The sequence below is a fragment of the Streptomyces sp. NBC_00377 genome (genome assembly GCF_036075115.1).
Lineage (GTDB): Bacteria > Actinomycetota > Actinomycetes > Streptomycetales > Streptomycetaceae > Streptomyces.
This window is the reverse complement of the sequence record NZ_CP107958.1, coordinates 9,086,541-9,100,708: the sequence shown is the minus strand read 5'-3', so window position 1 is coordinate 9,100,708 and position 14,168 is coordinate 9,086,541. Positions and strand designations below refer to the sequence as shown.

The 14,168-nt window shown below is 69.0% G+C and carries 10 protein-coding genes and 2 pseudogenes; 6 read left to right on the top strand and 6 right to left on the bottom strand.

Annotated features, from left to right (window positions below):
* Positions 1-2 precede the first annotated feature (2 nt).
* Complete coding sequence (locus tag OHS71_RS40495) at positions 3-1,205, bottom strand: Acg family FMN-binding oxidoreductase (protein ID WP_328484278.1); 1,203 nt, start codon at positions 1,203-1,205, stop codon at positions 3-5.
* Here OHS71_RS40495 and OHS71_RS40490 point away from each other — a divergent pair.
* Positions 1,186-3,594 (top strand): helix-turn-helix transcriptional regulator, encoded by a 2,409-nt coding sequence (locus tag OHS71_RS40490; RefSeq protein WP_328484277.1) that lies wholly within the window; start codon positions 1,186-1,188, stop codon positions 3,592-3,594. The two genes, OHS71_RS40495 and OHS71_RS40490, sit on opposite strands and share 20 nt — an antisense overlap.
* 68 nt (positions 3,595-3,662) lie before the next feature.
* Positions 3,663-3,878, top strand: a complete 216-nt coding sequence (locus OHS71_RS40485) for a hypothetical protein (RefSeq protein WP_328484276.1) — start codon at positions 3,663-3,665, stop codon at positions 3,876-3,878.
* A gap of 250 nt (positions 3,879-4,128) precedes the next feature.
* On the opposite strand, the gene OHS71_RS40480 is transcribed toward OHS71_RS40485, so the two are convergent.
* A complete protein-coding gene (locus OHS71_RS40480; RefSeq protein WP_328484275.1) occupies positions 4,129-5,259 on the bottom strand; it encodes an FAD-dependent oxidoreductase in 1,131 nt (376 codons plus the stop codon).
* A 431-nt stretch (positions 5,260-5,690) separates the two neighbouring features.
* Here OHS71_RS40480 and OHS71_RS40475 point away from each other — a divergent pair, with 431 nt between their 5' ends.
* Complete coding sequence (locus OHS71_RS40475) at positions 5,691-7,880, top strand: MMPL family transporter (RefSeq protein ID WP_328484274.1); 2,190 nt, start codon at positions 5,691-5,693, stop codon at positions 7,878-7,880.
* Positions 7,881-8,129: 249 nt separating this feature from the next.
* On the opposite strand, the gene OHS71_RS40470 is transcribed toward OHS71_RS40475, so the two are convergent.
* Complete coding sequence (locus OHS71_RS40470) at positions 8,130-8,984, bottom strand: LysR family transcriptional regulator (RefSeq protein WP_328484273.1); 855 nt, start codon at positions 8,982-8,984, stop codon at positions 8,130-8,132.
* A gap of 71 nt (positions 8,985-9,055) precedes the next feature.
* Here OHS71_RS40470 and OHS71_RS40465 point away from each other — a divergent pair, with 71 nt between their 5' ends.
* The gene (locus OHS71_RS40465) at positions 9,056-9,919 is read left to right on the top strand and encodes a PhzF family phenazine biosynthesis protein (protein WP_328484272.1); all 864 of its coding nucleotides are present in this window, start codon (positions 9,056-9,058) and stop codon (positions 9,917-9,919) included.
* Positions 9,916-10,950, top strand: a complete 1,035-nt coding sequence (locus tag OHS71_RS40460) for an ornithine cyclodeaminase family protein (protein WP_328484271.1) — start codon at positions 9,916-9,918, stop codon at positions 10,948-10,950. Before OHS71_RS40465 ends, OHS71_RS40460 begins: the two co-directional genes overlap by 4 nt.
* A 241-nt stretch (positions 10,951-11,191) precedes the next feature.
* On the opposite strand, the pseudogene OHS71_RS40455 reads toward OHS71_RS40460, so the two are convergent.
* Positions 11,192-11,472 (bottom strand): annotated as a pseudogene (locus tag OHS71_RS40455) (helix-turn-helix domain-containing protein); the annotation flags it as partial.
* Positions 11,473-11,617: 145 nt separating this feature from the next.
* Complete coding sequence (locus OHS71_RS40450) at positions 11,618-11,977, bottom strand: HGxxPAAW family protein (RefSeq protein ID WP_328484270.1); 360 nt, start codon at positions 11,975-11,977, stop codon at positions 11,618-11,620.
* Positions 11,978-12,213: 236 nt separating this feature from the next.
* On the opposite strand from OHS71_RS40450, the pseudogene OHS71_RS40445 reads away from it, so the two are divergent.
* A pseudogene (locus OHS71_RS40445) lies at positions 12,214-12,901 on the top strand (transposase family protein).
* 10 nt (positions 12,902-12,911) lie between these two features.
* On the opposite strand, the gene OHS71_RS40440 reads toward OHS71_RS40445, so the two are convergent.
* Positions 12,912-13,832: an NADP-dependent oxidoreductase gene (locus tag OHS71_RS40440; protein ID WP_328484269.1), complete on the bottom strand. Its 921-nt coding sequence runs from the start codon at positions 13,830-13,832 to the stop codon at positions 12,912-12,914.
* Between the last annotated feature and the right edge of the window lie 336 nt (positions 13,833-14,168).

The following is a 14,168-nucleotide window of genomic DNA, read 5'->3' as shown; positions in this document are numbered from 1 at the left end:
AGTCAGCCGGCGACGACGTCGTCGAGGCTGCGGCGCGGGCTGAGGCCCGGCGTGCGCTCGGGGTGACCGATACGGAAGGACAGCAGGCCGCTCGAGGCGGGGCGGCCGAGCAGGGCGGCCCAGCGTGCGGAGAAGACATCGGGGTTGCCGACCGCTTTGTCGCGGTCGATGCGTTCGGTGATCTGGTTCATGTGGTGCAGGCCCAGGCCGAGTGCGGTGGCGGTGAGGTGCATCCGGGCCAGCAGCCGTCCGCCGTTGACCTGGGCGCTTCGGTCGGTGACGTCGTCGACGGTGATGACGCCGTAGGCGGCGGCGGTCGCGGTGTGCACCTCGCGGGTGGCCTTGACCCAGTAGGCGTCGCCGTCCGTGCGGGACTGCGCCGGGAGGAGTTTCGCGGCGAACAGGGCCAGGTCGCCGAGGCCCTGAGCGTCGAGGGTGAGCCCGTCGCGGTACTTGTCGATGCTGCCGCGCGCGCTGCGGAACCAGCTGAAGGCTTCCGTCGACTGGGCGGTGTCTGCGGTGATCGCCTCGGTGGCCTCGACGTAGAGCCGGCCCAGCTGCTTGCGCGTCGTCGGTTCGGTGATCCACAGCACATTCGCTCCGTCGATGCGGGAACTCTGTTCGGTGAAGCCGCTCAGGTCGACGGGTGCGGATGTGTACGGGCCGCGGTTGGTGTGCCGGTGCGGGATCGCGGCGGCGAGGTCACGGTCCTGCCTGGTGCGGTCCTTCCTGAGGGCGATGCGCGCGACGTGGTCCGAGGCCGGGCCGTGCGGGAAGAGGGTGACCTGCGACGTCGCGCCGGCCGCTCCGGCGGCGATCACCATGTTCTCGACGGCGCAGCCGAGGCCGGCGAAGTGTTCGCGGCCGCTCACGTCGTTGAGCGGCATCCTCCTGCTGGGGTCGGAGTGGACGTCGATGGTGTCGCCGTCGACGATCATTCGCCAGGGCTGGGTGTTGTGCGGGTTGCAGGCGAGGACGCCGGCGGCGACCACCCGCTCGATGCCTGTCATCGAGCTCCAGTCGTGCCAGAGGTCGTACGGATCGCCGGATCCGGCGCTGAAGGCGCCGTTGGTGACGGCCCGGACTCCGCCGACGCCTACGCCCAGTGCCGCCATCGAGCCGAGGCCGAGGCCGGCCAGCTTCAGCCCGTCCCTGCGGGTCAGGGCTATTTCCGGGTGATCCTGTGTGGCAGTGTTCGTGGCCATTGCGTCTCTCCTGTCGCGCGGCCGCGGTCGTGGCAGGAGATTCGCGTGGGACAGGGTGCTCGCGCACCACCCCGCCACAAGATGTACCCGGGGTGGTGGAGCTGGCAGAATCGGCGTCGGGTTGCGGTGCTGGGCGCCGCAGGTCGGGAGCGTCGTGACGTCGAAGATATCTACGCGGCCACTGCTCACGGTGAAACAGGTGGTCCCGCCGGCCCGGGCCGGCGCGGTCCCGCGCGAACGCCTGCAGCGGCAGTTGCGTCTGGCCGAGACCCGGCTGACCGTGGTGGTGGCGCCCGCCGGCTGGGGCAAGACGAGTCTGCTGAGCGGCTGGGCGGCGGATCCCGAAGAGAAGCGCCGCATCGCATGGGTCTCGCTCGACGAGAGCGACGACGAGCCCGTGCGGTTCTGGAGTTATGTCCTCACCGCGCTGCGCGGCGCCGGCGGGGTGGTCAGCGCAGGTCCGCTTCAGGCGTTGGACGCGGCCGGCGTCCCCCCGATCGACCTTGCTCTGCCGATGCTGCTGAACGAGCTGGCCGCGTCCGCGGTACCGCATGTACTGGTGCTCGACGACTACCATCTGCTCGCCGATCCGCGGATCCACGAGGCGCTCGAGTACCTCGTGACGTACCTGCCCGCCTCGTTGCGGGTGGTGATCGCCGCACGTACGGATCCGCCGCTGCCGATCGCGCGGCTTCGGGCCCGTGGCGACCTGACGGAGTTGCGGGCGGCACAGCTGCGGTTCTCGCCCGGCGAGGCGGCTGCCCTGTTGTCGGCGGTGTCGGGGCACGACCTCGACGGCGCGGCCGCAGCCGGCGTGTGGGAGCGGACGGAGGGGTGGGCTGCCGGGCTGCAGCTGGCTGCCCTCGCGCTGCGCGCGGACCCGGCGAAGGCGCCCGCCGGTGATCGGCATCTGCTGGATTATTTTGCGGCCGAGGTGCTGCCCGCTCTCGAGCCCAGGCAGCGTGACCTGCTCGTGCGGGCCGCGCCGCTCGAACGGCTCTCGGGTGCGCTGTGTGACGCTGCGCTGCAGGTGACGGGTTCGGCCGCAGTGCTGGCCGATCTGGTCAGGGCGGATCTTTTCGTGGCCGCGCTGGACGACGAACAGCGGTGGTACCGGTGCCATCGTCTGCTGCGGGATGTTCTGGCAGGCGAGACGACGACGGACCCGAAGGAGGTTCTCGGCCATGCCGCGGACTGGTTCGCGGCACAGGACCGGATCGACGACGCAGTACGCCACCTGCTGCGGGCCCACCGCGATGATGCCGCCGCCGAGCTGATGCTGCGCAACGCGGACACGTGGTTCTTTCCCCGCGGCGAGGCGGCGACGTTCCTGGAGTTCGGGGAGGAGTTGTCCGGCCGGGTGGTGGGCCCGGCCCTGGCGTTCTCGCTGGCCTACTCGGCAGCGCTCTGCGGCGATCAGGCGGGCGTGAACCGCTGGCTGGACGTCTGTGAGGCGAGTGATAGCTCCGCCGTGGTCCCCGGTTGGCACAACTTCCGCAGTGCCGTGCGCTGCGTGCGTGCGGGCTACGGCATGCCAGATTCCGAGGCCGCGCGATCCGTCGTCATGGTGCAGCAGGCGCTGCGCGAGGAAACCGAGGGGGGCGGCGCTGGGGATCCGACCGTGCGGGCGGCGCTCGGGGCCATGCTGGGCCGTGACGGCCGCTTCGACGAGGCGGCAACCCTGCTGCTCGACCTGTGGTCGTCGCCGCGCGACCGCAAGGCGTGGCCGCCGACGCTCGTTCTTCAGGCCGCCGGCACTCTGATGATCAGTCTTGTCGAAGCCGGCCGCGGCGAGGAGTGCGATCGGGTCATGGGCGAGGCCGGCCCGCTCGCCGACGCCGTCGAGCGCATGGGCCGGGAGGCGAGCATGCCAGGGGTGGCCTCGTTGCGCATCGCCCAGGCCAGGCGCAACTACCAGAACGCCCGCATGGAGGCGGCCGCCGTCCTGCTGCGGCGGGTCGTCCCCCTCGCAGAACTGCACCCGCGGCCGACGGTGCGCTTCCTCGGGCTGGTGTACCTGGCCGACGCCGAACTCGCCTGCGGTGAGCGGTCGGCGGCCCGTGCGGCGCTGTCGCGGGCCCGTGAGGTGGTGGACGAGGAGCCGGTGAGCGCCTACGCGCGGCGGCGGCTGGAGGAGACCGAGGCACGGCTGGGCCGGGCCGGCGCCCGCACCGCCGTGCGCTCGGGTGCTCTTGTGGAGGAGCTCACCGACAGGGAGCTGTCGATCCTGCGGGCTCTGCAAGGGCCGGCGACCCAGCGTGAGATCGGCGCGGAGCTGTTCTTGTCGATCAACACGGTCAAGGCGTACAACAAGAGCCTCTACCGCAAGCTCGGCGTCGCGTCCCGGCACGACGCCGTCGCAGCTGCGCGCGATCTTGGCCTGATCTGAGGCCACCCGGGGTGCTCTTTTCGAGCGGGTGGTGCGCGGGCACCCGGGCCACGGGTTTTCTGGACGGTATGACCCGTACCCGTTTCGAGCTGACGCTGCGCGGACCGATCGCCCGCTCCCTGCTGGACGTGATCTCGACGCGGTTCGACCACGTGTCCACGCCCGGCACGGACGGCACCGTGCTGGTCGCCGAAGCCATGGACCAGGCATCGGTCCGCGCTCTGCTGAACCTGCTCTGGGATGCCGGCCACGAGGTGCTGACGTTTGAGGAGGTGACGGTCTGAGACGTCCCGCGGCGAACCTGCCGCGGCGGGAGTCCCACGACGACATATCTCCAGGCGGCATCCGGGTGAGGGGATCTTCGCCGACCCGAACTGCGGTGGGGCACAACTGGCTTCCCGCTGTCCGTCGGTGCCGCCACGGGCTGGCGCGCAAGCGCGATGGCCGTTCGGTCCGGCGCACGTTCCTTCTTCCTTCCTGTTCGGTGTGCCGGGCAGGCCGGTTCCCCCTGCACGGCGGCGAGGAGGGCGATGCCTAGCGGTAGTTGAGCTCGGCGAGCTCGGTGGCGAGCTTCTTGGGCATCGGGGTATGTGCCAGCAGAGGCAGTGCGAGGTTGCGGACACTGCGGGCCACGGAGCTGCGCGTGGTGGCCACGCGGGTCATGCGGTGGGTGAAGGCGACCACGCGCTCGGCCACGGGGCGGCGTTGCGCCTCGTAGCCGTCGAGCCGGCCGGTGGCGAACGCCCGCCCCAGGGTGTAGCCGTCCTGGATGCCGGTGTTCATCCCCTGACCGCCGGCGGGGCTGTGCACATGGGCCGCGTCGCCGGCCAGCAGCAGACGGCCGGCGCGGTAGTGGTCGGCTACCCGGTGGTGCACCCGGAACCGTGACGACCACGCCATACCGGTGACCTTCGCCTGGCCGGGGGCGCGCTCGTCGAGCAGCTTCTGGACGAAGTCGAGGTCCGGGGAGGCGGGCGCGTCGTCCACGGTGGCGACGACCCGGTAGTGGCCGCCGGGAAGCGGGGCGACGACGGCGAGCCCCAAGGTGCCGAAGGTCAGCGAGACCTCGTCCGGCCCGGGGACCCAGTCCATCACCACGTCGGCGAGCACGAAGGACTCGGCGTAGGCGTTGCCGGTGAAACCGATGCCCGCCGCCTCACGCACGGTGCTGTGCATGCCGTCGGCGCCGACGGCGTGGGCGGCGCGCAGCGTCTCGCCCGTGGTCATGGTGAGCGTCACGCCCTCCTCGTCCTGGACGACGGAGGCGACCTCGTAGGGGCGGTGCACGTCGGCGCCGAGCGCCCGCAGCCGGTCCAGCAGCACGCTCTCGGTCTCGTACTGCGGAACCATCAGCGTGTACGGATGGGGCGTGGGCAGCGTGTCGAACGGCACCGTCAGCAGCCGGCGCGCGCCGTCGCGGACGGCGAACCGGGTGACCTTGACGCCTCGCGCGATCAGCTCCTCGGAGGCACCGAGCTCGTCCAGGACCTCCAGCGTGCGGGCATGCACCACGGCGGCGCGCGAGGTGTTGGCACCCTCCGCCAGCTTGTCCAGGACAACGAAGTCGATGCCCGCGGCAGCGAGCGTGACGGCGAGTGCGAGACCGGCCGGTCCGGCGCCGACAACGGCGACTTCGGTGCGGGCGGGAAGTGCGGTGGCGTTCATGGCGGAGCCTTCCGTTTCTGATCCGGGAAGCAGGTCAACAGGCGTTGGCCGACGCTCGTTGACAGGATGCTCGAAATCCCAGCCAGAGTCAACACGCGTTGGCCCACAGTCGTTGGCGCGACGGGGCCGGGGGCTCGCCTTCCCTCTCGGCGGCGCCACCTGCCGTACTCACGACGGCCGTTGCGCCGCCGGGGCCCGGCCGGCGGCTTGAGCCCGCGGCACCGGACGTCTTCCGAGCGGCCCGACCGGGTGACCTGCGACATAGGCACCGTTTACTCACTCGCGTGGAAGCCGGGGCCGGAAGCATCGGTGCTGAGGGAATCCGCCCGGCCGGATGCTCATCCGGTCCGGAAAGCAAGCTGCTCAAGCGGCTGCGCGCCGCAGCAGGCCAACTCTGTTCCCTTCGCCCACCGAAGTCTCCGGGAGTTCCCGTGGCCGCCTACCTCGACAGACTCGCCCGCCTGGCGTTCCGCCGACGCCGGATCGTCGTTTTCCTCTGGCTGGCTCTTCTGGCCCTGGTGGGCCTGGGTGCAGCGACAGCGTCCACCGCCACGTCGTCGTCCTTCTCCCTGCCCGGCACGGAGTCACAAAGGGCCCTCGATCTGCTCGAGCAGCGCATGCCCGACGCTCATGCCGACGGCGCCACGGCCCGCGTCGTCCTGCGGGCCCCTGCCGACACCCAGATCACCGCAAGAGCGCAGCAGAGCGCGGTACAGGAGACGATCGAGGACCTGCGTGCCGGGTCTGCTCAGGTCGCCTCGGTGGCCGACCCGTACGAAACCGGAGCAGTCTCGAAAGACGGTTCGACCGCGTTCGTGACCGTCACCTACGACGCCACCGCACCGCAGATCACGGATGCCACCCGAGAGGCGCTCAACGAGGCCGGTGCGCGGGCGGAGCAGGACGGCATGCACGTCGAGATCGGCGGCGATGCCCTCGCCGTTTCGCCCGAACCGGGCGCGGGCGAAATCATCGGCGTCGTCATCGCCGGCGTCGTCCTCGCCCTCACCTTCGGCTCCCTGGTGGCGGCCGGTCTGCCGCTGATGACGGCCATCGTCGGCGTCGGGATCGGCATCTCCACCATCACGGCGCTGAGCAACGTGCTGGACCTGGGTTCCACCACCTCCACCCTGGCCATGATGATCGGGCTTGCCGTGGGAATCGACTACGCCCTGTTCATCGTCTCCCGGTACCGAGCAGAAACAGCCGAGGGCAAAGAAGGCGAGGAAGCCGTCGGCCACGCTGTCGGCACCGCGGGCTCCGCCGTCGTCTTCGCCGGTCTGACCGTGGTCATCGCCCTGGCCGGCCTGTCCGTGGTGGGCATCCCCGGGCTGACCAAAATGGGCCTGGCCGCCGCCGGCACCGTACTCATCGCCGTCCTGATCGCCCTGACCCTCATACCCGCACTCCTCGGATTCGCAGGAAAGCGGATCACCGGCCGCAAGAAGAGTCACAGGCCTCGAGCACGCCGTGAACGCAATGGAGGCACCCGCTGGGCACACTTCGTCCTGCGGCGCCCCCGGCACGTGCTCCTGCTGGGCGTGCTGGGGCTCGGGGCCATCGCCCTTCCCGCCTCGTCCCTGGAACTCGGCCTGCCCGACGACGGGGCGCAGCCCGCCAGCACCACCCAGCGCAAGGCATACGACCTGCTGTCCGACCGCTTCGGGCCCGGCGTCAACGGCCCGCTGCTGGTGGTCGTCGACGGAGACAAGACGGCAGCCGACCAGACGGTGACGACCCTCAAGAAGATCCCGGGCGCCGCGGTCATCACTGCACCCACGGCCAATGCCGCCGGAGACACATCTGTCATCACGGTCGTCCCCGCACACCGTCCTTCCTCCGAGTCCACCGAACATCTCGTCCAGGAGATCCGCAAAGAGACCGCAGACGACGTCCTGGTCACCGGGACCACGGCCCTCAACATCGACTTCTCGCAGAAGATGAACAGCGCGCTGATGCCCTACCTCGCACTGGTCGTAGGGCTGGCGTTCATCCTGCTCATGATCGTCTTCCGCTCGGTCCTCGTGCCCCTCAAGGCAGCCCTGGGCTTCCTTCTGTCGGTGACCGCCGCACTGGGCGCCGTCGTGGCCGTCTTCCAATGGGGATGGCTGGGCTCCCTCTTCGGAGTCGAGCAGACCGGGCCCATCGTCTCGATGATGCCGATCTTCATGGTGGGCGTCGTCTTCGGACTGGCCATGGACTACGAGGTCTTCCTGGTCACCCGGATGCGCGAGGCCTACGTACACGGCGAGCAGCCGCACACGGCGATCGTCACCGGCTTCAGGCACGGCGCGCGGGTGGTCACAGCTGCCGCCGTCATCATGATCGCTGTCTTCGCGGGCTTCATCGGCTCAGGTGAGCCCATGATCAAAATGATCGGTTTCGGACTGGCCATCGCGGTGTTCTTCGACGCCTTCGTCGTCCGCATGGCCATCGTTCCCGCAGTCCTGGCCCTGCTGGGCCAGAAAGCCTGGTGGCTGCCCCGTCGACTGGACGCGCTCCTGCCGGACATCGACATCGAGGGAGCAAAGCTCTCGAGCTCGTTCGCACCCCTCACGTCTTCCAGCCCTGACGCGACAGTCGACGAGCGCCCGGAAGTCGATCAACGCGTTGCTTTGTGAAGCCGAAGACTCACTCCGGCGTCGGCCATGACCAAGTGAACTGCTTTTCTTCTCGAATGGGGACCGACAGCCCTGCCGGCGCATGGCGAGAGAATGGATTCAAACGCGAGGCCGGCGAGCGTAAGTGATTACGGCCCATCCGGGCGGCGGTTGGAGTCACATTCATCCCGCCTGCGTTTCGTTCGTGGGCGGCGACGGGGGCGGACCGTCTTGTTTTCCCACTGCCGGACCTGGCGTCGGTTTCGTCCTTCAGCCTGTCGACGCCGCGAGGTCGGTCAGTCGCCTCAGGAGGTTCTCCACGGCATCGAGGAGCGGGTCGCCGCCTGTCCCGGTGTGACGGGTCAGGGCGATCTCGACCTCCGGGAGGGCGGGAAGCCCCTCGGCTGCCGTCCCCGGTTCCACGTTCGCCGGGAGCAGCGCGGTGGCGCCGAGGCCGGCACGCACGGCGGCTTGTACTGCGCCCAGAGCCGTGCTCTCGAACACGACGTCCCATCGGATCCCCGCGGCTTCCAGGGCGTCGAACACGGGAGCCCGCCAGCGGCACGGCTGGGAGAAGAGCACAAGTGGCAGTGGGTCCTGGCGCAGGTCCAAGGTCCGCGCAGCCGACCAGGCCAGTGGGAGGCGTGCCGTCCAGCGAGGCGCCTCGGCCAGGTAGAAGGGGTCGCACAGGGCGAGCTGGATCCGCCCCTCGGCGAGGGACTGCTTCATCAAGGGCCCGGGGCCTGTCACCAGTTCCAGCTTGGCGCCCGGGTGGAGGCCACTGAAATCGCTCAGCGCCTCGACCAGCGACGGCGTCACGAAGTCCTCCATCAACCCCACACCACAGTGTCCGGTGACAACCGGGCCGGCCGCCGCGAGCGCCTGCGCGGACATGGCGAGGATCCGCTCGGCGTAGGGCAGGAAGATCTCTCCGGACTTGGTCAGGGACACACCGGTCGTCCCGCGGTGCAGCAGCCGCCGGCCCACGGTGCGTTCGAGCCTGCGCAGCTGGTTGCTGAGAGCGGGCTGGCTGTGACCGAGGGCCGCGGCGGCCCGGCTGATGCTTCCGGACCGCACGGAGCTGACGAATGCGCGCAGCAGTGCCGTTTCGAGATCGGGGGCCATAACGACATGCTATGCCCCCTCTGTTCAGGGGGAGGGTTCCGCTCGTTTCAGCCCATCGGTAGCGTTGTTCTATGCACTACTTTCATGTCGATGTCTTCAGCGGAACGCCTTTCAGCGGGAACAGTCTTGCCGTTTTTCCCGGTGCAGCAGGCCTGAACGGATCCCAAATGCAGCGGATCACCGAGGAAATGCGTCACTTCGAATCCATCTTCCTGGATCAGAAGGATGAGGCGGGCGACGCATGGCGGGCACGGGTGTTCGATCTCAGTGAGGAGCTGGATTTCGCCGGGCATCCGGTCATCGGGGCGGCAAGCGTTCTGCATGCCGTGGCGGGCGGCGACACCAGCCGTACATGGTCACTCGAGCTGAAGGCGCGCACGGTGGAGGTCGTCACCGAGCGCCGTGCCCGCGGGAGATACGCGAGCGTTCTCGACCAGGGCCCTCCCCACTTCCTCGGACGGCCCGTGCTGAACGACCTGGCCTCCTGGTTCTGCCTGGACGAGGAGGACCTCCACGCCGAACTGCGTCCCGAGATCGTCTCGACCGGGCTGCGCTATCTGATCGTTCCCGTACGGACGGGAGCGCTGAAGCGGGCCAGGATCACGTCCGACATCACACAACCGCTGGCCCAGGTCGGAGCGCAGTTCGCCTACCTTCTGGACGCCGACGCCCTGGAAGGACGGCACTGGAACAACGACGGCGTCGTCGAGGACGTGGCCACCGGCAGCGCGGCAGGGTGTGTGGCCGCCTACCTCCGTCGGCACGAAAGGCTCGGGGACGGCGACCGACAGGTGCTGCGCCAGGGCCAGTTCTGCGGCCGCCCCAGCGAAATGACGATCAGCGCCCACGGCGGGCCACAGGACATCTCCTCCGTGCGAGTCGGCGGAGAGGTCGCCGTCGTCGCCCGAGGGCGCCTCGAAGGGCTGCCGCAGTGATCGGCGGGCCCGCCTACTTCGGGCCGCAGGAGATCCGCAGCACGGTCGGCTACCGGGACGTGCTGGAGCCCGTCGCTGCCGCCCTGCGTGACTACAGCCGAGGGCTCGGGGACTCACCGGCCGCCGTGTTCGCTCCTGCCGGTCCCGACGGCGACGTCCACGTGAAGTCGGCGTGGCTGCCGGGCCGGCAGGTCTTCACCGTCAAGGTCGCCTCGTGGTTCCTCGAGCGTGCACGTCGCGCAGGAACACCCACGAGCGGCGTCATTGCCGTCTTCGACGCGGCGACCGGTGACCTGCGGGCACTCCTGGACGACGAGCACCACCTCTCGGACGTGCGGACGGCCGCCGCGGGAGCCCTCGCCGCGCGGATGATGGCGCGGCGCGACTCCCGCGTCCTGGGGGTCATCGGCACCGGCACTCAGGCCTACCTCCAGACGCTCGCCGTGGCCGACGAACTCCCGCTGCGCGACGTACGCGTGTGGGGACGGCGCGCGTCCCACGTCCAGTCGCTCGCCGCCGCGTTGCATGCCAGGCGGCCGGATCTGCGCGTCATCGGCGTGGACAGCGCCCACGCCGCGTTCGACGGCGCCGACGTAGTGGTGACCGCGACCTCCAGCACCGAACCACTGGTGCGCGCCTCATGGCTGACACCCGGAGTGCACATCAACGCGGTCGGCGCCGACGATCCGACGAAGGCGGAGCTGACCTCCGACAGCCTGAGACGGGCGGACCGGATCGTGGTCGACAGCCGTGAACTCACCGCCGTCCACGGCGATCTGTCACGGCTTGCGGAAGAGGACCGCCGGGTCGACGCGGAACTCGGTGAGGTCCTCGCCGGAACGGCACCCGGCCGCGAGAACGACGAGGAAATCACCATCTGCAAGCTCATCGGCCTCGGCGTCCAGGACCTGGCCGCCGCGGAGGTGGCTCTCGACATGCTCGGTGCACCCCGCCGTTCCCCACAGATTCCTGCGCACTCACGGGAGGTGCATCGGCAGACGGCGGAGGCGGGCACGCCAGCGGTCACCTGAAGTCCTGCCGGCGAACACAACGCGACCTCCTGGCCGGACTGGTGTCGCTGCGTGGCCGACGCCTCCCACGTCAAGACCCTGAGGGGGGACACACCGCCCACCCTTTCACCGACAACGCCGACCGGCTTGCAGCACGGCATGCCCTTGTCGCGCGCATTCATCGAGCGTTTTCAGCGCTGCCTCTTCAGGGTGAGGACGGCCCTGGCGATTGACGTCATTCGATTCGGGCTGCATCGCGATCTTCCGGTTCGTGTTCGCGCAGGGCCTTGAGCAGGCCCGGTGCCCGACCAGCGAGAAGGCTGATCACGGCGGTGGTGTAGGCATGGGCGGTACCCACCGAGATGCCGAAGCCGGCCGCGATCCGGGCCAGGGTGTCATGCTTGCGCAGGACACCAGAGCGACGAGCGCACGTTGGTGCGGCGGGAGCTTGCAGCGGCGGTCACCCTCGCGGGTGACGATGAGCATGGTGACCCACTCGACCAACGCGTGGGGCAGATCGAGTGCGGCAGGATAGATAACCAACGAGGCACCTGCGCTGACGAGTTGAGACTTCGAACACCTCCCTCGACGGCACCGGTGCCTCGTGCGTTGCGGCCCACCTCACCATCACCCCATCGGTGACCACTCTGAAAAAGCTCAGTAAGGGCTCGCAGAGGATTAACTTGCCTTAGATCCCGGCGTCAGCGGTTTCCTGCATCGGATGACGACCCTCCACGACAGTGGCCGGTCGCCGGCCGGCCATGCGGCATCCGAGACAGTGCGGGTGGCCGCCGCGCGCACTCAGATCGCGCACACGCCAGTCCCATTGGTCATCGGGACGAGGTCCGCTCGGCTTTCCCCATCCGGCCAGGTGGAGCACCCACGTGACGCCCGCAGCGAGTAGGACGGTCGCAGCCCCAGCGGCGATCACGAGGGCCGAGACGGCTATCACGCCGATGCCGGCGATCCCGAAGCCGGCCACGGCGATGAAGGTGCCGGTCCATCCCGCCACCGTGTGGCCCAGGTCCACATGGCCGTGCGCGCTCATCAGTCCTCCTAGGTCTCATGGCAATGAGCCGGTAGCCCATGCCCACGAGCAACGCTGGACCACTCGCGAGGCCACCGGATGAGTAAGAGGTACTCGTTTCTTCGCACGGGCCCCTTGTAGGCGACTGTGCAGGGACCTGAAGCAGGGAGCTGTCGACCAATGAGGTCTTTCAGAGGCCACCGATCGGGTCACGGCAACCTTGGCCACTACGCACAAGGCTCGTCGGGTGGGTCGCCATGCTCGTCGTCACCCGTGAAGGTGACCGACAGTGCAAGCTCCCACGGCACCAGCATGCTGTTGTCGCTCTGATGTACCTGCGCAAGCACGAGCTCCTCGCACAGATCGCCGCCGGGTTCGGCATCTCGGTCGGCACCGCGCATGCCTACACCACCGCGGTCATCGATCTCCTGGCCGCCCGCGCCCCGGTCTGCTGCGTACTCTGAGTGAGGCGCACCCAGCGTTCGTCCTGCTCGACGGCACCCTGGCCGAGTGCGACCGCCTCGATGAGGGCCGACTACTCGGCCAAGCACCGTCGGCATGGAGTGAACGTGCGGGTGATCACCGATCCCCACGGCCGACTGCTGTAGCCGTCCCCTCAGCCCTGCCGGGGCGCTGCCACAACCTCACCGCACACGTACCCACCGGATCATCAGGATCTGCGAGCGCCAACGGGTGCCGATCCTCGCCGATCGCGCTTGCATCGGCGCCGGCGCGTGGGTGACCACACCGGCCAGACGGCCTGCGAGAAGCGAACTGACGCTCACCCAACAGACCGTAAACCGGGCGCTGTCGAGGGTGCGAGCCCCGATCGAGGACGGAGTCGCCCGTCAGAAGTCCTGGCGTATCTTCCGGAGAGCACGGTGCAGCCCGAATCGACTGTCGTCAATCGCAGCAGCGGTCCTCACCCTGGAGCGGCAACGCTGAAAGACCTCATCTACGGAATCAGAACGATCTTCCCTGTGGTTCGACCCTCCTCGCCCAGGCGGTGGGCGTCGATCACCTGGTCAAGAGGAAACGTGCGATCGATGTGGACCGTGATCCGACCTTCTTCGGCGAGAGAAGCCAGGGTTTCCAGGTCGGCCCGATCAGGCTCCACCAGCATGAAGTCGGCTCGCAGACCGTTCTGCGCGGCCCATCGAACCGTGTCCGCATCGACGCCGTTGAGTGCGACGACTCGGCCACCGGGCACCAACACCTCAGCCAGGTCCCGGATCTGCCCGGCGATGGTAGCCAGAAGGACATCGACGTCTCGCACCTGCGAGCTCACTTCAGAGCTCCTGTAGTCGATGACCTCATCGGCGCCGAGGCCCCTGACGAAATCGTGCTTTGCTCCGCTGGCGGTCGCGATGACGTAGGCGCCGTGAGCCTTGGCGATCTGAACCGCGAGGTGGCCGACGCCTCCCGCCGCAGCCGGAATGAGTACCCGCTCTCCGACAGCGAGCCCAGCCACCGCCACCAGCGCCTGCCAAGCGGTAAGACCCGCTAGGGGAAGGCCCGCCGCTTGGACATGGCTCATGCCGGGCGGCTTGAGAACAAGGTGTCTCGACGGAGCGGTCACGAACTGCGCGTACGCTCCCGCCTCGGCCGGAAACCGTGGCATTCCGAAGACCTCGTCTCCGGGCCTGAAGCGCGTCACACCGGCCCCGACGCCCGCCACCACTCCTGAGACGTCCCAGCCGACCGAGAAGGGCGGTTCGCCCAGGCCTCCCCCGGTGCGCACCTTCCAGTCCACCGGATTCACGCCGGCGGCCTTCACCTCGACCAGGACCTCTGCCGGTCCAGGTTGCGGCACATCAACCTCGACGACCTCGAGAACATCCGGACCACCCAACCTGCTCTGCATTACTCGGCGCATGTATCCATCGATATCAGGCCGACACCGCGGACATGTGAGTAGCACATACTCAACATCCGCGCCGATCCCAGGAAGGACGCTCCCGTCGGGAGTGTCCAAGGACGCCAGACGCGGTGCATCTCCGCCGATGGAACCCGCTGTCCTGCGGGTTTACTTCCGGATGAACGGATGAACGGTGACTACTCAGGTGCAGTGAGGATCCCGACCACAGGAGGAGCGCGTTGGCCGAACAGGCCAGGGGCGCCGTCGAGCCGGGGCCGCCGGCGCGGCCGCATGAAGAAGGAACTCCCTCGTCCCGGACCAATACCGCCGGCCCGGCTCTGGTCAGCCCCCAGG

Excerpts from the sequence above, each read along its gene's own strand:
- OHS71_RS40480 (WP_328484275.1), bottom strand. The coding sequence starts at position 5,259 with ATGAACGCCACCGCACTTCCCGCCCGCACCGAAGTCGCCGTTGTCGGC.
- OHS71_RS40440 (WP_328484269.1), bottom strand. The coding sequence starts at position 13,832 with ATGCGCCGAGTAATGCAGAGCAGGTTGGGTGGTCCGGATGTTCTCGAG.
- OHS71_RS40495 (WP_328484278.1), bottom strand. The coding sequence starts at position 1,205 with ATGGCCACGAACACTGCCACACAGGATCACCCGGAAATAGCCCTGACC.
- OHS71_RS40470 (WP_328484273.1), bottom strand. The coding sequence starts at position 8,984 with ATGGCCCCCGATCTCGAAACGGCACTGCTGCGCGCATTCGTCAGCTCC.
- OHS71_RS40450 (WP_328484270.1), bottom strand. The coding sequence starts at position 11,977 with ATGAGCGCGCACGGCCATGTGGACCTGGGCCACACGGTGGCGGGATGG.
- OHS71_RS40465 (WP_328484272.1), top strand. The coding sequence starts at position 9,056 with ATGCACTACTTTCATGTCGATGTCTTCAGCGGAACGCCTTTCAGCGGG.
- OHS71_RS40485 (WP_328484276.1), top strand. The coding sequence starts at position 3,663 with ATGACCCGTACCCGTTTCGAGCTGACGCTGCGCGGACCGATCGCCCGC.